The sequence below is a fragment of the Georgenia sp. 311 genome, from assembly GCF_006151955.1.
In the GTDB taxonomy this organism is placed as follows: domain Bacteria; phylum Actinomycetota; class Actinomycetes; order Actinomycetales; family Actinomycetaceae; genus Oceanitalea; species Oceanitalea wutianyii.
In genome coordinates this window covers 126,581-144,167 of sequence record NZ_VDFS01000063.1, presented here as the reverse complement: position 1 = coordinate 144,167, position 17,587 = coordinate 126,581, and the positions used below count along the sequence as shown (strand labels likewise).

Sequence of the window (17,587 nt, the reverse complement as noted above, 5' to 3'; positions counted from 1 at the left end):
GCTGATCGTCAGCCGCGAGCCCTGGTTCACCCCGGTGAGCCAGGGCTCGCGCCGTTCTACCACCGAGGAGTCCGAGATGGAGCTCGTCGTCGCCCGTGTGGGCGCCGCCCACGGCCTGCAGGGCATGGTCCGCCTCGAGGTCCGCACCGACGACCCCGCCGGGCGCTTCGCCCCCGGCGCCGTCCTGCCGACCGATCCCGCCGACCGCGGCCCGCTCACCGTCGTCCAGAGCACCGAGCGCAGCGGCTCGTGGTACGCCCGGTTCGCCGAGGTCCCCGACCGCACCGCCGCCGAGGCGCTGCGCGGCACGCTCCTGCTCGTCACCGTCGAGGACGAGGTGGAGGAGGACGCCTGGTACCCCCACGAGCTCGTCGGGCTGCCCGTCGAGGACACGACCGGCCGCCACGTCGGGACCGTCGCGGGCATCGAGCACCTGCCCGCCCAGGACGTCCTCGTCCTCACCGAGGAGAACGGCGCGCGCACCCTCGTGCCGTTCGTCGCCGAGATCGTCCCGCTCGTCGACGTGCCCGGGCGCCGGGTCGTCATCGACCCGCCCCACGGCCTGCTCGCCGCCGACGAGGCCTGACGTGCGCATCGACGTCCTCACGATCTTCCCGGACTACCTCGCCCCGCTCGACCTCTCCCTCGTCGGCAAGGCGCGCCGCTCCGGTCTGCTCGACCTCGCCGTCCACGACCTGCGCGACTGGACCACCGACCGCCACCGCACGGTCGACGACACGCCCTTCGGCGGCGGCGCCGGCATGGTCATGCGCCCCGACGTGTGGGGCGAGGCCCTGGACGCCGTCCTCGCCGACGACGACGCCGGGCAGCCCGCCGTCCTCCTCGTCCCCGGACCCGGGGGAGAGGTGCTCACCCAGCGCACCGCCGAGGAGCTCGCCGGGGCGCGGCGCCTCGTCATCGCGTGCGGCCGCTACGAGGGCATCGACGCCCGCGTCGCGGAGCACTACGCCACCCGTCCCGGCGTCGAGGTCCGCGAGATCTCCATCGGGGACTACGTGCTCAACGGCGGGGAGGTCGCCGCGCTCGTCGTCATCGAGGCCGTCGCCCGCCTCCTGCCCGGCGTCGTCGGCAACCCCGAGTCGCTCGTCGAGGAGTCCCACGGCGCCGCCGGCCTCCTGGAGTACCCCGTCTACACCAAGCCGCCGGAGTGGCGCGGGCACGCAGTGCCCGAGGTCCTCACCTCCGGCCACCACGGCAAGGTCGCCCGCTGGCGCCGCGACCGGGCGCTGGAGCGCACCGCCGCCCGCCGCCCCGACCTGCTCGCCCGGCTCGCACCCGACGCCCTGGACCCCGCCGACCGGCGCGTCCTCGCCGACCTGGGGTGGTACGTCGCGCCCGAGGGACCGCGGCGCGCCGTCGTGCGGCCCGCCGAGCCGGCCGACACCGCGGCCCTCGCCGCGCTCGCCGCCGCGACCTTCCCGCTCGCCTGCCCGCCCTCCCTCGGCGCCGACGCCGTCGCGGCGTTCGTCGCGACCCACCTCGACGAGGCGAGCTTCGCGCGCTACCTCACCGACCCGCAGCGGCTCCTCCACGTCGCCGCCGACGAAGTGACCGGCGCGCTGCTCGGCTACACGATGGTCGTCCTCGACTCCCCGCGCCCGGGGCTGGAGGAGGGCGCCGGCAGCGCCGAGCTGAGCAAGTGCTACGTCCGGCCCGACGTCCACGGCAGCGGCCTCGCCCGCCGGCTCCTCGCCGCGTGCACCGCCGCGGCGGGCGCGCGGGGCGCGGAGACGATGTGGCTGGGCACGAACGTCGCCAACCGCCGCGCGCGCCGCTTCTACGAGCGCTCCGGCTTCACCGTCGTCGGGCGGCGGACCTTCGACGTCGGCGGGGTGCCCAACGACGACGTGGTGCTGAGCACACCGATTACCGTCGGCTGACGCCGTGTGGCAAGATGGACCGGTCATGCGCCCGTACCGCGCGCGGTCTGCCACAGGGGACCGGTGCTCCAGGGACGCGGACCACTCACGTCGAGTCGGCAGCGACCGCTGCCACGAACAGCGCCGGTGACCTGTGGCACCAGCGGGAAGGCACCAACATGCAGACCCTGGACCACGTCGACTCCGCCTCGCTGCGCGACGACATCCCCGACTTCCGCGCCGGTGACACCCTCAAGGTGCACGTCAAGGTCGTCGAGGGCAACCGCTCGCGTATCCAGGTCTTCCAGGGCTACGTCGTCGGCCGCTCCGGCGCCGGTGTGCGCGAGACCTTCATCATCCGCAAGGTGAGCTTCGGCGTCGGCGTCGAGCGCACCTTCCCGGTGCACTCCCCGTCGATCGACAAGATCGAGGTCGTCACCCGCGGTGACGTCCGTCGCGCCAAGCTGTACTACATGCGCGGCCTGCAGGGGAAGAAGGCTCGCATCCGCGAGAAGCGCTGACCGCGCACGCGAAACCCATCGCTTCTGCCCGGCTCACGCAGCCGGGCAGAAGCATTTTCCCGACAGGAGCGAACGCTGGCCGTGACCAACGACGACGAGACCGCGCCGGCCGACGGACGGCGCCGCGACCGGGCCCGCGGGCGGGGCGACCGGGCCGGCGCACAGCCACGCAAGCGCGGCTGGCTGCGCGAGACCGCCATCGTCGTCGTCAGCGCGCTCGTCCTGTCGGTCATCATCAAGACGTTCCTCGTCCAGGCGTTCTTCATCCCCTCCGGCTCGATGGAGGACACCCTCGCGGTCGGTGACCGCGTGCTGGTGAGCAAGCTCGCCCCCGGCCCGCTGGACGTCCACCGCGGCGACGTCGTCGTCTTCGTCGACCCGGGCGGCTGGCTCGAGCAGAAGCCCGACACCCGCAACGCCGTCCAGCGGGGCCTGGAGGAGGCGTTGACGTTCGTCGGGCTCCTGCCGCAGAACGCCGGGGAGCACCTCATCAAGCGCGTCATCGGCGTCGGCGGGGACACCGTCGAGTGCTGCGACGCCGACGGCCGCCTCATGGTCAACGGCGTGAGCATCGAGGAGCCCTACCTCAAGCCCGGGGTCAGCCCCAGCGAGACCGAGTTCTCCGTCACCGTGCCCGAGGGGCACCTGTGGCTCATGGGCGACAACCGCTCCAACTCCCAGGACTCCCGCTCCCACCTGGGCGAGCCGGGTGGGGGCGCCGTCCCGATGGAGAACGTCGTCGGCACCGCGGCGCTCATCCTGTGGCCCTTCGACCACTGGTCGCTGTTCCGCAACCCCGGCGACACCTTCGCCGAGGTCCCCGAGCCCTGACCGGCGGGTACGTGCTTACCATGGGGACGTGCCTCCCCGTCGCGCCCCCTCCCGCCAGCTCGAGCGCGAGCTGCTCGCCTCCGGCCACCGGCTCGTCGCCGGGATGGACGAGGTGGGCCGCGGGGCCCTCGCCGGCCCGGTGAGCGTCGGGGTGTGCGTCGTCGACGAGCACACCGGGCGGCTGCCGCGCGGCCTGCGGGACTCCAAGCTCCTCGCCCCCGCCGCGCGCGAGGCGCTGTGTGAGCCGGTGCGCCGGTGGGCCGTGGGCAGCGCCGTCGGGCACGCCTCGCCCGAGGAGATCGACGCGCTCGGCATCATCGCCGCGCTGCGCCTCGCCGGTACGCGCGCCCTCGCCACCCTCGCCGCCGACGGAATCCACCCCGACATCGTCGTGCTCGACGGCATCCACGACTGGCTCACCCCGCCCCAGGACCTCTTCGCCGAGCTCGCCGACCCTGCTGCGGCCCCCACCCCGCCCGTGCGCACCCAGGTCAAGGCGGACCTGCGCTGCGCCGTCGTCGCCGGGGCCAGCGTCCTGGCCAAGTGCGAGCGCGACGCGATCATGGTCGACCTCGCCGCCCACCACCCCGCCTACGGGTGGGAGGGCAACAAGGGCTACTCCGCGCCCGAGCACGTCGCCGCGCTGCGCGAGCTCGGCCCGTGCGAGCTGCACCGCCGCTCGTGGCGGCTGCCCACCGCGCTGCCGGGCGACGACGCCGCCGTCGCCGAGGCCGTCGCGCAGGCGGTCGAGGAGGCGGTCGAGGACGCCGTCGCCGACGCGGCGGAGGCCTCCGCCGCGGGGCAGCCCGGCCGCGCCGAGGCGTCTCGTGACGCACTCGTGGCCGCACCCGGGGCATGATGGGCTCGTGAGCGCAGAGGACCTGGAGAACTACGAGGCCGATCTCGAGCTCGAGCTGTACCGCGAGTACCGCGACGTCGTCGGGCTCTTCTCCTACGTGGTGGAGACCGAGCGACGGTTCTACCTCGCCAACGAGGTCGACCTGCAGGTACGCAGCGCCGGGGGAGAGGTGTTCTTCGAGCTGACCCTCGGGGACGCGTGGGTGTGGGACGTGTACCGCTCCGCCCGCTTCGTGCGCTCGGTGCGGGTCGTGACGTTCAAGGACGTCAACGTCGAGGAGCTGCCCAAGGCGGAGCTCAACCTCCCCTCCTGAGCCGGCTGCTCTCCCGAGCCTGCTCCACAGCGCGCGCCCGCGAGCTGCCCGTCCCCCGGGCGGGTGGCGCGGCCGCCGGGGCGTGGGCGGCCGCTGCGAGGCTGCTCGCGGAGGTGGTGCCCGGTGGCTGCGAAGGACGAGCTCGGCGCGCTCGGCGAGCGGATCGCCGTCGCGATGCTCGAGGAGGACGGCTGGCGGATCCTCGACCGCAACTGGCGCTGCCGCGAGGGCGAGATCGACATCGTCGCCCGCGACGGTGCCACGATCGCCTTCGTCGAGGTCAAGACCCGCAGCGGGACCCGGTTCGGGCACCCCGCCGAGGCGGTGCACCCGGCCAAGCTCGAGCGGCTGCGCCGGCTGGCCGCCCGCTGGCTGCGCGAGCACGCCGAGCACGCCGAGGAGGTGCGGGTCGACGTCGTCGCCGTGCTGCGCCCACGCACCGGTCCTGCGCTCGTCCAGCACCTCAAGGCGGTGGGCTGAGGTGGGCCTGGCGCGCACGTGGTCGGTCGCGCTCGTCGGCGTCGAGGGCCACCTCGTCCAGGTCGAGGCGCACGCGGCGAGCGGGCTGCCCGCGCTCACCCTCGTCGGCCTGCCCGACGCCTCCCTGTCGGAGGCCAAGGAGCGCGTCCGGGCGGCGGTCACCTCCAGCTCGCTGCCGTGGGACGCGCGCCGCCGCACCGTCAACCTCTCACCCGCCTCCCTGCCCAAGGCAGGCTCGGCGTTCGACCTCGCCATCGCCGTCGCGTGCCTCGGGGCCGAGGGGCTTCCCGGCGCCGAGCGGGCCGGGGGAGTGGTCCACCTCGGCGAGCTCGGCCTCGACGGCCGTGTCCACCCGGTCCGCGGGGTGCTGCCCGCCGTCGCCGCCGCCGTCGCCGCCGGACGCCCCCACGTCGTCGTGCCCGCCGCGAACCTCGCGGAGGCGCGGCTCGTGCCCGGGGCGCACGTGCGCGGTGTGCACCACCTCGCCGAGCTCGCCAGGGAGTACGGCGCGGACGTCACGCCCCCGCCCGCCGAGGAGCTGCCGGGCCCGCCGGTTCCCGCCGGGCGGGCCCGGGAGGAACGCGACCTCGCCGACGTCGTCGGGCAGGACGACGCGCGCTTCGCGCTCGAGGTCGCCGCCGCCGGAGGACACCACCTGTTCATGGTCGGCCCGCCCGGGGCGGGCAAGTCGATGCTCGCGGCCCGGCTGCCCGGCCTGCTGCCCGACCTCGAGGACGCCGACGCGCTCGAGGTCACCGCCATCCACTCCGTCGCCGGCACCTTCGACGGCGGGCTCGTGCGCCGCCCGCCGTTCGAGGAGCCGCACCACACCGCGACCGCCCAGGCGATCGTCGGCGGAGGGTCCGGCGTGCCACGGCCCGGTGCCGCCTCCCGCGCGCACCGCGGCGTCCTCCTCCTCGACGAGGCGCCGGAGTTCCCCCGCCGGGTGCTCGACACCCTGCGCCAGCCGCTCGAGCGGGGCGAGCTCGTCGTCCACCGGGCCCGCGGCGCCGCCCGCTACCCCGCACGGTTCCAGCTCGTCCTCGCCGCCAACCCGTGCCCGTGCGGGAAGGCCTCGGGCACCGGCCTCACCTGCACGTGCACCCCGCTCGAGCGGCGCCGCTACCTCGCCCGGCTGTCCGGCCCGCTCCTGGACCGCGTCGACCTCCAGATCGACGTCCCCTCCGTGACCCGCGCCGCCGCTGCGCTCGGCGGCCGGGGGGAGTCGAGCGCCGTCGTCGCCGCGCGGGTGGCACGCGCGCGCGCCGCGCAGCGCGAGCGGCTCGCCCACACCCCCTGGCAGACGAACTCCGAGGTGCCCGGCGCCTGGCTGCGCGCCGCCGAGCACGGGCTCGGCCCGGCGGCCCGGGCCGTCCTCGAACGGGCGCTGGACACCGGCACGCTCAGCCTGCGCGGCATGGACCGCGTGCTGCGTACCGCGTGGACGCTCGCCGACCTCTCGGGGCGTCCCCACCCCGGCCTCGACGAGGTCGGGGCCGCCATGAGCCTGCGGATCAGGGGAGGACCCCGTGGCTGACCTGCCCTTCGACGTCACCGACCCGCGGCTCGCGGCCGCCGCCTGGACCCGCCTCGCCGAGCCCGGCGACGCGGCCGCGGGCACCCTGCGCGCCCACCTCGGCGCCGCCGGCGCGCTCGACTGGCTCTGCCACGTGGACTCCCGCGGCTGGTCCGGCCGCGCGTTGCCCGCCGGGTCCGTGGACGCCGGCGCGCCGCCTCCCTGGGAGGAGGCGGTGGCCCGCTGGCTCCCGCGGCTGGAGAACCTCGACATCCGCCGCGAGCTCGCCGTGCTCCACTCCCTCGGCGGACGCCTCGTCGTCCCCGGCGACGACGAGTGGCCCACCGCCCTCGACGACCTCGCCGAGCGTGCACCCGCGGCGCTGTGGGTGCGCGGCGCAGGGCGCCTCGACCGGCTCGGGCGCAGCGCCGCCGTCGTCGGCATGCGGGCGAGCACGGGCTACGGCGACCACGTGGCCGCCCAGCTGGCGATCGACCTCGCCGAGCGGGGCGTCGTCGTCGTGTCCGGCGGTGCCTACGGCATCGACGCGGCCGCGCACCGAGGGGCGCTGAGCGTCGGCGGTCCCACGTGCGCGGTCCTCGCCGGCGGGGTGGACCGGCTCTACCCGGCGGGCAACACCGCGCTGCTCGAGGCGGTCATGGCCGAGGGCGTCGTCCTCGCCGAGCCGGCGCCCGGGTCGGTGCCCGGCCGGCACCGCTTCCTCCTGCGCAACCGCCTCATCGCGGCGCTCGGGCGGGTGTGCGTCGTCGTCGAGGCGGCGTGGCGCTCCGGCGCCCTCAACACGGCCCGGCACGCCGAGCAGCTCCTGCGGCCGGTCGGCGCGGTGCCCGGGCCGGTGACGTCCATGGCCTCCGTGGGCTGCCACCGCCTCCTGCGTGACACCGACGCCGTCTGCGTCACCGGGGCCGCCGACGTCCTGGAGCTGCTGTCCCCGAGCGGTCAGGACCTCGGCGAGGAGCCGCCCGTCGAGCGGGCGCTGCTCGACGGGCTCGACCCGCTCGGCGCCCGCGTGCTCGACGCCCTGCCGCTGCGGACTGGGGCCACGGTGAGCAACCTGGCCCGTGCGGCAGGGCTCAGCGAGCAGGAGGTGCGCTCCGGCGTCGGGCGCCTCGAGCTGGCCGGGCGGGCCGAGCGTTCCGGGGCCGGGTGGCGGCGGGCGCGTGACCCCCGCGGGGGTGCGTGACGCACGTCACATCCGTTAGCGTGACGGGACGTGCCCGAGCCGCACACGTCTCGCACCCCTGCACTCGCGCTGCCCTCGGGCGGACACGGGAGGGAATAGACATGGCTGGCAACAGAGCGGTTGCGTACAAGGGCCCCGGCACCGTCGAGGTCATCGAGATCGACTACCCGACGTTCGAGCTCAAGGACGGGCCGGGGGTCAATCCCGCGAACGTCGGGCGCAAGGTCCCCCACGGCGTCATCCTCAAGACGGTCGCCACGAACATCTGCGGCTCGGACCAGCACATGGTCCGCGGGCGCACCACCGCCCCGCCCGACCTCGTCCTGGGCCACGAGATCACCGGCGAGGTCGTCGAGACCGGCCCCGACGTCGAGTTCGTCAGGAAGGGCGACCTCGTCTCGGTGCCGTTCAACATCTCCTGCGGGCGCTGTCGCAACTGCAAGGCCCGGCGCACCGAGATCTGCCTCAACGTCAACCCCGACCGGCCGGGCAGTGCCTACGGCTACGTCGACATGGGGGGATGGGTCGGCGGGCAGGCGGAGTACGTCCTGGTCCCCTACGCGGACTGGAACTGCCTCGTCTTCCCCGACCGGGACCAGGCGATGGAGAAGATCCTCGACCTCGCGATGCTGTCGGACATCCTGCCCACCGGTTACCACGGCGCCTACAGCGCCGGGGTGACCACCGGGTCGACGGTGTACGTCGCGGGAGCAGGCCCCGTCGGGCTCGCGGCAGCCGCCTCGGCACAGCTGCTCGGGGCGTCGGTGGTCGTCGTCGGTGACTTCAACGCCGAGCGCCTCGCCCAGGCCCGCAGCTTCGGCTGCGAGACGATCGACCTCGCCAAGGGGCAGCCGCACGAGCAGATGGAGCAGGTCATCGGCGACCCGTTCGTCGACGCCGCCGTCGACGCGGTCGGCTTCGAGGCGAAGGGCCACGAGGGCAAGGAGGCCCCGGCGACCGTCCTCAACAGCGTGATGATGGTGGCCGACGCAGGGGCCGCCGTCGGCATCCCCGGGCTGTACGTCACCGGTGACCCGGGCGGAGTCGACGAGTCCGCCAAGCGCGGTGCGCTCTCGCTCGACTTCGGCACCGGCTGGGCCAAGGCGCTGTCCTTCGTCACCGGCCAGACCCCGGTGATGAAGTACCACCGCGACCTCATGAAGGCGATCCTGCGCGACCGGCTGCACATCGCGAAGGCGGTCAACGCCGAGGTCATCAGCCTCGACGACGCCCCGCGCGGCTACGCCGAGTTCGACAAGGGGGCGGCGCGCAAGTACGTCATCGACGCGCACGGCTCGCTGGGCTGACCGTCTGCCCCGCCGGGCTCCTCCCCGTCCGCCGCCTCGTCGGTCGGCCGGGGGGCCCGGCGGGCGATGCCCCGGCGCGGCTGGTTGCCCTCGCCGCGGCGACGCGCGACGGTGAGCGCGTGCACGACACCGACGCCCTCCTCGCCGCCTTCGCGCGGCACCTCGAGCTCCAGCGCGGGCTGTCGGAGCACACGGTGCGCGGGTACGTCTCGGACGTGCGCTCCCTCCTCGCCTCCCTCGCGCCGGCGGGTGCGGAGGGTGAGGGGTCCGCCGCCGTCGACCTCGCGGACCTCGACCTCACGACGCTGCGCGCCTGGCTCGCCGGGCAGGCCCGTGAGGGGCGCTCGCGGGCGACGGTGGCGCGCCGGTCCGCGGCCGCCCGGACGTTCTGCACGTGGGCGCACCGTCAGGGCCACCTCACCACCGACGTCGGGCGGCGGCTGCAGAGCCCGCGCCCGGACAAGCGCGTGCCCCAGATCCTCGCCGTCGACGAGGCGGCCCACCTGCTCGACCTCGCCGAGCAGGCCGCCGACGACGGCGACCCGGCCCACCTGCGCGACTGGGCCGTCCTCGAGCTGCTGTACGCCACCGGAGTACGCGTCGCCGAGCTCGTCGGCCTCGACCTCGACGCGCTCGACCGGCGCGAGCGCACCGTGCGGGTGCTCGGCAAGGGCGGCACCGAGCGGGTCGTGCCCTTCGGCGTGCCCGCCGACCGTGCGCTGGGGGAGTGGCTGGAGCGCGGCCGGCCGCAGCTGGTGACCCCGGCGTCTCCGCCCGCGGTGTTCCTCGGTGCCCGCGGCGGCCGGCTCGGGGTACGTGCCGTGCGCGAGCGCGTCCACAAGCTCACGGCGCTCGCGGGTGTGCGCGACCTCGCCCCGCACGGCCTGCGGCACAGTGCCGCCACCCACCTCCTGGCCGGCGGGTCCGACCTGCGCACGGTGCAGGAGGTCCTCGGCCACGCCTCCCTCGCCACGACCCAGCGCTACACCCACGTCACCCCCGAACGCCTCCGCGCCGCCTACACCCAGGCCCACCCCCGCGCCTGACCCCCGCCCCCAACCCCGCGACAGCCGACTTCCGCGCGACAGCCGACTTCCGCGCGAGAGCCGAGTTCCGCGCGAGAGCGGAGTTTCGCGCGAGAGCGGACTTCTGCGCGAGAGCCGAGTTCCGCGCGAGAGCGGACTTCTGCGCGAGAGCGGATTTCCGCGCGAGAGGTGACCTCCACGACCATCCCTTCGGCTCCCCGCAGCACGACCCGCGTGAGGTCACCCGCCCCCATGAAGGGGGAGCAGCCGGATGACGACCTCCGCCGTCACGAGGCTGAGCGGGTCGAGGTAGTCGTCGCGACCTCGGCGTGCGCCCCAGTGGAGACAGTGCTCCGGTGCGCAGTGCCCGAGCCCGGCCAGCGTCCCGATCGGCTCACCGCGCGTCACACCGGCGCCGCGTCGCACGACGGCGGAGACCGGCTCGTACGTCGTGCGGATGCCGTCGGCGTGGTCGATCGAGACGACGCCACGCCCGGCGACCGACCCCGCGAAGACGACCACGCCGTCGGCCGCCGCGAGCACGGGCGCGCCGTCGCCCAGGGCCAGGTCCGCGCCGCGGTGTCCGGCAGCCCACCGCTCGGGCGGCGGCTCGAACGGGCGAACGACCGTCGCCGGGGAGCCGGTCGGCCACCCGTACTCCACCTGGGCAGAGTCCGTTCCCGTGAACACGGACGGTTGGGGTTGCTCGACCGGCGGGCCGCTGAGCAGCACCAGCCCGCCGACGACGCCGAGCACCGCCGCTGCACCCGCCACGTTTCCTGCCAGCCCCATGTCGTGAGGATGACGCGACCGTGCCGCCGGACGGGCTGGGGCAAGCTTCGCCTGTGCTCAGGTGGTCGCTGTCCCCGCGTTGTGGAGCGGGACGGTGCGTGCGCCAGAGGACTGCGGTCGTGCGGAAGTCGGCTGTCGTGCGGAAGTCGGCTCTCGCGCGCAAGTCGGCTGTCGTGCGGAAGTCGGCTGTCGTGCGGAAGTCGGCTGTCGTGCGGAAGTCGGCTCTCGCGCGCAAGTCGGCGCTCGCGGGGTGTGCTGGGGGTGACAGGGCGGGCGGCGTGGGACGGGGGAGGGGTGCGGTAGAGTTGGCGGCGCAGCCGGAGCGATCTGGTTGACATCGCGTGCCCACATGTCGCGCTCGCAGTCGGCTCACCCCGACCCAGCGACGCGAGGCGGCCGGCGCGGTCCCGCCCAGCGGGTGCCGGCAGTCGTGAGCACCAGGAGCGGCGACCACCCGGTCGACCGCAGACAACCCGAACCGCGGTCAGAGCAGCGGCACACCCGCGCCCTGGCCGCCGAACGTGCGGGAGCTCCCGCACCGGAAAGGACGAGCCATGGCCGTCGTCACCATGCGCCAGCTCCTCGAGAGCGGCGTGCACTTCGGGCACCAGACCCGCCGCTGGAACCCGAAGATGAAGCGCTTCATCTTCACCGAGCGCAACGGCATCTACATCATCGACCTGCAGCAGTCGCTGACCGACATCGACCGGGCGTACGAGTTCGTCAAGGAGACGGTCGCGCACGGTGGGTCGATCCTCTTCGTCGGCACCAAGAAGCAGGCCCAGGAGGCCGTGGCCGAGCAGGCTGCGCGCGTCGGCATGCCCTACGTCAACCAGCGTTGGCTCGGCGGCATGCTCACGAACTTCACCACCGTGCACAAGCGGCTCCAGCGCATGAAGGAGCTCGAGCAGATCGACTTCGACGACGTCGCGGGCTCGGCCTTCACCAAGAAGGAGCTGCTCATGATGCGCCGCGAGAAGGAGAAGCTCGAGCGCACCCTCGGCGGCATCCGCGACATGGCCAAGCTGCCCTCCGCCGTGTGGATCGTCGACACGAAGAAGGAGCACCTCGCCGTCGCCGAGGCGCGCAAGCTCAACATCCCCGTCGTCGCCATCCTCGACACGAACTGCGACCCGGACGAGGTCGACTACGGCATCCCGGGCAACGACGACGCCATCCGCGCCGTCGGTCTGCTCACCCGCGTGATCGCCGACGCCGCCGCTGCCGGCCTCGTCACCCGCCACGGCGGGGGCTCGGGCGCCGCCCCGACCGAGGCCGAGCCGCTGGCCGAGTGGGAGCGCGAGCTCCTCGCCACCGGCGAGGGCGACCAGAGCGCCCAGGCCTCCCCGGTCGCCGCCGAGCAGGCCGACCCGGCCGTCGAGGCCGCGAACCAGGCCGCCGGTGTCACCAACGACGCCGAGCAGGTCGCCGCGGCCGCCGAGGCCGGCGAGGAGTCCGCTCCGGCCGTCAGCGCCGAGGGCGCGGACGCCACCCAGGTGGCCGACGACGCCCCCGCGACGGACGCCCCGGCCTCCGACGACACCACGGCCTCCCAGGCCTGAGCCCCGACCCCGACTGGAGAACACTTATGGCGAACTACACCGCCGCTGACATCAAGGCCCTCCGCGAGAAGACCGGCGCGGGCATGATGGACGTGAAGAAGGCTCTCGACGAGGCCGACGGCGACGCCGAGAAGGCCACCGAGATCATCCGGGTCAAGGGCCTGAAGGGCGTGGCCAAGCGTGAGGGGCGCGCCGCCTCCGACGGTCTCGTCGCGATCGAGGTCGTCTCCGACGACGCCGGGGAGACCGGCGTCATGGTCGAGCTCAACTCCGAGACCGACTTCGTCGCGAAGAACCAGGTCTTCGTCACGCTGTCCGAGAAGGTCCTCGCCGCCGCGGTCGCCTCCGGCGCCGCCGACGTCGAGTCCCTCCTCGCCGCCCCGGTCGACGACACCACCGTCGGCGGGCTGATCGACGAGACCGCCGCCACGCTGGGCGAGAAGCTCGTCCTGCGCCGCGTCGCCCGCGTCTCCGGTGAGAAGGTCGCGAGCTACCTGCACCGCACCGCCAAGGACCTGCCCCCGCAGGTCGGCGTGCTCGTCGCCACGGACGCCGCCGGCGCCGAGGTCGCGCGCGACGTCGCGATGCACATCGCGGCCTACAGCCCGCAGTACCTCACCCGTGAGGACGTGCCGGCCGACGTCGTCGAGAGCGAGCGTCGCATCGCCGAGGAGACCTCGCGCAACGAGGGCAAGCCGGAGGCCGCGCTGCCGAAGATCATCGAGGGCCGGATGAACGGCTTCTTCAAGGAGTCCGTCCTCCTCGACCAGGCCTTCGCCCGCGACCCGAAGACCACTGTCGGCAAGGTCGTCGAGGGTTCCGGCGGCAAGGTGACCGCCTTCGCCCGCTTCCGCGTCGGCGCCTGAGTAACCACGTCGGGTGGCCCCGGCCCCACCGGGGCCGGGGCCACCCGCGTACCATCCCCTCGGAGGTCTGCATGAACGTCACGTCCGACATGCCCCGCGCCCGCCGGGTGCTGCTCAAGCTCTCCGGCGAGGTCTTCGGTGGTGGCTCCATCGGACTGGACGCCGACGTCGTCTCCGGTGTGGCCCGCCAGATCGCCGAGGCCACCCGCGCCGGCGTCGAGGTCGCGATCGTCGTCGGCGGCGGCAACTTCTTCCGCGGCGCCGAGCTGTCCAAGCGTGGCCTGGACCGCTCCCGCGCCGACTACATGGGCATGCTGGGCACCGTGATGAACGCCCTCGCCCTCCAGGACTTCCTCGAGCAGGCCGGGGTGCGTACCCGCGTGCAGACCGCCATCACCATGGGCCAGGTCGCCGAGCCGTACATCCCGCTGCGCGCCGTGCGCCACCTCGAGAAGGGCCGCGTCGTCATCTTCGGCGCCGGCGCCGGCATGCCGTTCTTCTCCACCGACACCGTGGCTGCGCAGCGCGCCCTGGAGACGCACTGCGACGAGGTGCTCGTCGGCAAGAACGGCGTCGACGGCGTCTACACCGCCGACCCCGCGCTCGACCCGACGGCCACCCGCCTGGACCACGTGACCTACGCCGACGCGCTGCGCCGCAACCTGCGCGTCGTCGACGCCGCGTCGTTCTCGCTGTGCATGGACAACGGCCTGTCGATGCGCGTCTTCGGGATGAACGGCCCGGGCAACGTCACGCGGGCGCTGCTTGGTGAGAAGATCGGAACACTGGTGACGGTCGACGACGCCCCCGCGACCATTCCCGGCACCACCACCGGTGCCACGGACGAGACGATGAAGGAGCTACGGTGATCGACGAGATCCTCCTCGAGGCCGAGGACAAGATGGACAGGGCGGTCGACGCGGCCGGCGAGGACTTCGGCAACATCCGTACCGGCCGTGCGAACGCCGGGATGTTCAACCGCATCCTCGTCGACTACTACGGCGCGCCCACGCCGCTGCAGCAGCTCGGCTCCCTCACCATCCCCGAGGCCCGCACCGTGCTCATCGCGCCCTACGACCGTGGCGCGACCGCCGCGATCATCAAGGCGCTGCGCGAGTCGGACCTGGGGGTGAACCCGACCGACGACGGCAACGTCATCCGCATCGTGCTGCCCGCCCTCACCGAGGAGCGTCGCCGCGACTACGTCAAGCTCGCCAAGACCAAGGCCGAGGACGCCCGCATCTCCATCCGCAACCACCGCCGCAAGGCGAAGGACGAGCTCGACCGGATGAAGAAGGACGGCGAGGTCGGCGAGGACGAGGTCGACCGCGCGGAGAAGGAGCTCGAGGGACTCACCCGCAAGCGGGTCGAGGCCGTGGACGAGCTGCTCGCCGGCAAGGAGCGAGAGCTCCTCGAGGTCTGAGCCGGAGGTGAGCACCACCGGCGGCGACCCGCCGCTCACCCGTCGCCAGATCCGCCAGATCCAGGCGGGGGCCCAGCGCGCCCTCGTGCCGCCGCCGCCCCCGAAGCCGGGCAGCCGCGCGGGCCGTAACCTCCCCGCGGCCATCGGCGTGGGCCTGGGCCTGCTCGCGGTCCTCCTCGCCAGTCTCTTCCTGCGCGAGGAGGCGTTCGTCGTGCTCGCGCTCGTCGCGACGAGCGGCGGGCTGTGGGAGTTCGCGCGCGCGGTCGGCACGCACGGCGTCACCGTGCCGCTGCTGCCGCTGTGGGTGGGCAACGCGGGGATCCTCGTGTCGGCCTACACGAGCGGCCCGGCGGCGATGCTCGTCGCCTTCCTCCTCACCGCCGGGGGCGTGCTCGTGTGGCGCGTGGTCGACGGTGGGGGACCGGACGCGGTGCGCGATGCCTGCGCCGGGGTGCTGGGCTCGGCCTACGTCTCCTTCCTCGCCGGGTTCGCCGTCCTGCTCCTCACCGAGGACAAGGGCCCGTGGCTCGTCCTCACGTTCGTGCTGTGCGCGGTGGCCAACGACACCGGCGGCTACGTCGCCGGGGTGCTGTTCGGCAAGCACCCGATGGCGCCGTCGATCAGCCCGAAGAAGTCGTGGGAGGGAGCGGGCGGCTCGGTCCTGCTCGCCGCGCTCGTCGGTGTGGGGATGGCCACCCTCGCGCTCGACACCCCGTGGTGGACGGGCCTGCTCCTCGGGGTCGGCGCCGTCGTCACCGCGACGGTCGGCGACCTCGCGGAGTCCCTGCTCAAGCGGGACCTGGGGCTCAAGGACATGGGCACGCTGCTGCCCGGGCACGGCGGGATCCTCGACCGGCTCGACTCGCTCCTCATGACCGCGCCGGTGAGCTATCTCCTGCTCACGACGTTCGTCAGCTGATTCCCAGGATCATCTGAGAGAATCGGCCGCGATGTCGACGACCTCCCTGCCCCCGACGCCCGGCGCTGCCGGCGAGCGTCCGCGGCTCACCTTCACCGCCCGCCGCCGCGGCAAGCCGCCGCGCCACCTCGCCGACCTCTCCCGGGAGGACCGAGCCCAGGTGCTGCGCGAGAAGGAGCTGCCCGCCTTCCGCGCCGACCAGCTCTCGCGCCACTACTTCGGCCACCTCACCCGCGACGTCGCCGCGATGAGCGACCTGCCCGCCCAGGGCAGGGACGAGCTCGTCGCCGAGCTGCTCCCCGAGCTGCTCACCGAGGTCCACAGCCTCCAGGCCGACGGCGGGGCGACCCGCAAGTCGCTGTGGAGCCTGTTCGACGGCGCGAAGGTCGAGTCGGTCCTCATGCGTTACTCCGAGCGGGCCACCCTGTGCGTCTCCTCCCAGGCGGGCTGCGGGATGGCCTGCCCGTTCTGCGCGACCGGCCAGCAGGGCCTCACCCGCAACCTCTCGACGGCGGAGATCGTCGAGCAGGTGCGCGTGGCCGCGGCCGCGTGCCGCGACGGCCTGCTCACCGGCGGGCCCACCCGGCTGACGAACGTCGTCTTCATGGGGATGGGGGAGCCGCTGGCGAACTACCGCGCCGTCGTCGACGCGGTGCGCCGCATGGTCGAGCCCACCCCGGCGGGCTTCGGGCTCTCGGCCCGCAACGTCACGGTCTCGACGGTCGGGCTCGTGCCCGCCATCGACAAGCTCGCCAAGGAGGGCCTGCCGGTCACCCTCGCGGTGTCCCTCCACGCCCCGGACGACGGCCTGCGCGACGAGCTCATCCCGATCAACTCGCGCTGGAAGGTCGGTGAGCTGCTCGACGCCGCCCGCCGCTACTTCGACGCGACCGGGCGCCGCGTGAGCATCGAGTACGCCCTCATCCGCGACATCAACGACCACCAGTGGCGCGCCCAGCTCCTCGCCGACGAGCTCGTCGCCCGCGGCCGCGGCTGGGTGCACGTCAACCCCATCCCGCTCAACCCGACGCCGGGTTCGAAGTGGACGGCGTCCGACCCGCGGGTGGAGGACACGTTCGTGCGGACCCTGCGCGCGGCCGGGATCCCGACGACGGTCCGTGACACCCGCGGCAGCGACATCGACGGCGCCTGCGGCCAGCTCGCGGCCGAGACCCTGGCGGCGAACGCTCCACGGGAGGGGCAGTGAGCACGATGTTCCCCGTCGTCGGGCGGATGAGCACCGGTTACGACCGTGACCAGGTCGAGCAGTTCTTCACCCGCGCGCGCCAGGCCTACGAGACGGGCGCGGTGGGGGACGCGGGGCTGACGGAGGGTGACGTGCGCACCGCCGCGTTCGACCTCGTGCGCGCCGGCTACGCGACCGGCGCCGTCGACTCGGCCCTGGACCGGCTCGAGGCCGCGATCGTCCAGCGGCGCCGGGACGCGTTCGTCGCCACCCACGGCCAGCAGGCGTGGATGGACCGCATCGCCGAGCGCGCGACGACCCTCTACCCGCGGCTCGTGCGCCCCGCGGGGGAGCGCTTCGCGGCCCCGGAGAGCGGGCGCGGTTACTCGCGTGACGCCGTCGACCGCCTCATGGACCGGCTCGTGGACTACTTCGACGCGGACGGCGACCTCACGGCCGCCGAGCTGCGCGCCGCGACCTTCCCCTCCGCGGGCCGCGACAAGGCCTACGCCGAGGGAGTGGTCGACGCCTACCTGGACCGCGCCGTCGAGGTCCTCCTGGCCGTCGAATGACCACCCTCACGCTCCTCGGCTCCACGGGGTCCATCGGCACCCAGGCCCTGGAGGTCGCCGCCGGCTACGACGTCGTCGCCCTCGCCGCGGGCGGTGGGAACCTGCGCCTGCTCGCCGAGCAGGTGCTCGACCACGACGTCCCCCTCGTCGCCGTGGCGCGCGGGGAGGCGCAGGAGGTGCGCGCCGCGGTCGCGGCCGTCGCCGCCGAGCGCGGCGTCCTCGCCCCCGCCGTCGAGGTGCTCGTCGGCCCGGGCGCCGCGACCGAGCTCGCCGGGGCCGGCAGCGACGTCGTCCTCAACGGCGTCACCGGCTCGGTCGGCCTGGAGCCCAC

The 17,587-nt window shown here is 74.3% G+C and carries 19 protein-coding genes and 2 pseudogenes; 20 read left to right on the top strand and 1 reads right to left on the bottom strand.

The features are described 5' to 3' along the window. The 12 genes and pseudogenes from rimM to FHE66_RS14270 all read left to right on the top strand — a co-directional run. A partial coding sequence (rimM, locus tag FHE66_RS14320; RefSeq protein WP_369692770.1) for a ribosome maturation factor RimM occupies positions 1–586 on the top strand: 586 nt, incomplete at its 5' end. Position 587: 1 nt separating this feature from the next. Beyond that, positions 588–1,352: pseudogene (trmD, locus tag FHE66_RS15925) on the top strand (tRNA (guanosine(37)-N1)-methyltransferase TrmD); the annotation flags it as partial. A gap of 27 nt (positions 1,353–1,379) precedes the next feature. Then, positions 1,380–1,901 carry a GNAT family N-acetyltransferase gene (locus tag FHE66_RS15920; RefSeq protein ID WP_255303764.1) on the top strand — a complete coding sequence of 174 codons (522 nt, stop codon included), beginning with the start codon at positions 1,380–1,382 and terminating at the stop codon, positions 1,899–1,901. Between the two features lie 158 nt (positions 1,902–2,059). Next, entirely contained in the window at positions 2,060–2,401 is a 342-nt protein-coding gene (gene rplS, locus FHE66_RS14310) for a 50S ribosomal protein L19 (protein WP_139073627.1), read from the top strand. Between the two features lie 81 nt (positions 2,402–2,482). After that, complete coding sequence (gene lepB / locus FHE66_RS14305) at positions 2,483–3,232, top strand: signal peptidase I (protein ID WP_255303758.1); 750 nt, start codon at positions 2,483–2,485, stop codon at positions 3,230–3,232. A gap of 28 nt (positions 3,233–3,260) precedes the next feature. Continuing rightward, positions 3,261–4,091 (top strand): ribonuclease HII, encoded by an 831-nt coding sequence (locus FHE66_RS14300; protein WP_255303757.1) that lies wholly within the window; start codon positions 3,261–3,263, stop codon positions 4,089–4,091. Positions 4,092–4,098: 7 nt separating this feature from the next. After that, positions 4,099–4,404 (top strand): DUF2469 domain-containing protein, encoded by a 306-nt coding sequence (locus FHE66_RS14295; RefSeq protein ID WP_139073625.1) that lies wholly within the window; start codon positions 4,099–4,101, stop codon positions 4,402–4,404. Positions 4,405–4,527: 123 nt separating this feature from the next. Next, the gene (locus FHE66_RS14290) at positions 4,528–4,884 is read left to right on the top strand and encodes a YraN family protein (protein WP_139073624.1); all 357 of its coding nucleotides are present in this window, start codon (positions 4,528–4,530) and stop codon (positions 4,882–4,884) included. A 1-nt stretch (position 4,885) separates the two neighbouring features. Next, complete coding sequence (locus FHE66_RS14285; RefSeq protein WP_139073623.1) at positions 4,886–6,421, top strand: YifB family Mg chelatase-like AAA ATPase; 1,536 nt, start codon at positions 4,886–4,888, stop codon at positions 6,419–6,421. Continuing rightward, complete coding sequence (gene dprA, locus FHE66_RS14280; RefSeq protein ID WP_139073622.1) at positions 6,414–7,604, top strand: DNA-processing protein DprA; 1,191 nt, start codon at positions 6,414–6,416, stop codon at positions 7,602–7,604. Before FHE66_RS14285 ends, dprA begins: the two co-directional genes overlap by 8 nt. A 101-nt stretch (positions 7,605–7,705) precedes the next feature. Beyond that, a complete protein-coding gene (gene fdhA, locus FHE66_RS14275) occupies positions 7,706–8,911 on the top strand; it encodes a formaldehyde dehydrogenase, glutathione-independent (RefSeq protein WP_139073621.1) in 1,206 nt (401 codons plus the stop codon). A 119-nt stretch (positions 8,912–9,030) separates the two neighbouring features. Continuing rightward, positions 9,031–9,957: a tyrosine recombinase XerC gene (locus FHE66_RS14270; protein WP_176554796.1), complete on the top strand. Its 927-nt coding sequence runs from the start codon at positions 9,031–9,033 to the stop codon at positions 9,955–9,957. 219 nt (positions 9,958–10,176) lie between these two features. On the opposite strand, the gene FHE66_RS14265 is transcribed toward FHE66_RS14270, so the two are convergent. Further along, a complete protein-coding gene (locus FHE66_RS14265) occupies positions 10,177–10,728 on the bottom strand; it encodes a M23 family metallopeptidase (protein ID WP_139073619.1) in 552 nt (183 codons plus the stop codon). Between the two features lie 554 nt (positions 10,729–11,282). Between FHE66_RS14265 and rpsB the strand changes: the two genes are divergently transcribed. The 8 genes and pseudogenes from rpsB to FHE66_RS14225 form a co-directional block, all read left to right on the top strand. Further along, positions 11,283–12,290: a 30S ribosomal protein S2 gene (gene rpsB, locus FHE66_RS14260; protein WP_139073618.1), complete on the top strand. Its 1,008-nt coding sequence runs from the start codon at positions 11,283–11,285 to the stop codon at positions 12,288–12,290. 26 nt (positions 12,291–12,316) lie between these two features. Next, positions 12,317–13,156 (top strand): translation elongation factor Ts, encoded by an 840-nt coding sequence (gene tsf, locus FHE66_RS14255; protein ID WP_139073617.1) that lies wholly within the window; start codon positions 12,317–12,319, stop codon positions 13,154–13,156. Positions 13,157–13,227: 71 nt separating this feature from the next. Then, a complete protein-coding gene (gene pyrH, locus FHE66_RS14250; RefSeq protein WP_176554795.1) occupies positions 13,228–14,025 on the top strand; it encodes a UMP kinase in 798 nt (265 codons plus the stop codon). Further along, the gene (gene frr / locus FHE66_RS14245) at positions 14,022–14,579 is read left to right on the top strand and encodes a ribosome recycling factor (protein WP_139073616.1); all 558 of its coding nucleotides are present in this window, start codon (positions 14,022–14,024) and stop codon (positions 14,577–14,579) included. Before pyrH ends, frr begins: the two co-directional genes overlap by 4 nt. A 7-nt stretch (positions 14,580–14,586) precedes the next feature. Continuing rightward, complete coding sequence (locus FHE66_RS14240; RefSeq protein WP_330998311.1) at positions 14,587–15,498, top strand: phosphatidate cytidylyltransferase; 912 nt, start codon at positions 14,587–14,589, stop codon at positions 15,496–15,498. Between the two features lie 31 nt (positions 15,499–15,529). After that, a complete protein-coding gene (gene rlmN, locus FHE66_RS14235) occupies positions 15,530–16,705 on the top strand; it encodes a 23S rRNA (adenine(2503)-C(2))-methyltransferase RlmN (protein ID WP_139073615.1) in 1,176 nt (391 codons plus the stop codon). Between the two features lie 5 nt (positions 16,706–16,710). Then, the gene (locus tag FHE66_RS14230) at positions 16,711–17,256 is read left to right on the top strand and encodes a DivIVA domain-containing protein (protein WP_139073679.1); all 546 of its coding nucleotides are present in this window, start codon (positions 16,711–16,713) and stop codon (positions 17,254–17,256) included. Beyond that, a pseudogene (locus FHE66_RS14225) lies at positions 17,253–17,587 on the top strand (1-deoxy-D-xylulose-5-phosphate reductoisomerase); the annotation flags it as partial. The gene FHE66_RS14230 and the pseudogene FHE66_RS14225, both read left to right, overlap by 4 nt.

Excerpts from the sequence above, each read along its gene's own strand:
- rplS (WP_139073627.1), top strand. The coding sequence starts at position 2,060 with ATGCAGACCCTGGACCACGTCGACTCCGCCTCGCTGCGCGACGACATC.
- fdhA (WP_139073621.1), top strand. The coding sequence starts at position 7,706 with ATGGCTGGCAACAGAGCGGTTGCGTACAAGGGCCCCGGCACCGTCGAG.
- FHE66_RS14265 (WP_139073619.1), bottom strand. The coding sequence starts at position 10,728 with ATGGGGCTGGCAGGAAACGTGGCGGGTGCAGCGGCGGTGCTCGGCGTC.
- rpsB (WP_139073618.1), top strand. The coding sequence starts at position 11,283 with ATGGCCGTCGTCACCATGCGCCAGCTCCTCGAGAGCGGCGTGCACTTC.
- tsf (WP_139073617.1), top strand. The coding sequence starts at position 12,317 with ATGGCGAACTACACCGCCGCTGACATCAAGGCCCTCCGCGAGAAGACC.
- pyrH (WP_176554795.1), top strand. The coding sequence starts at position 13,228 with ATGAACGTCACGTCCGACATGCCCCGCGCCCGCCGGGTGCTGCTCAAG.
- rlmN (WP_139073615.1), top strand. The coding sequence starts at position 15,530 with ATGTCGACGACCTCCCTGCCCCCGACGCCCGGCGCTGCCGGCGAGCGT.
- FHE66_RS14230 (WP_139073679.1), top strand. The coding sequence starts at position 16,711 with ATGTTCCCCGTCGTCGGGCGGATGAGCACCGGTTACGACCGTGACCAG.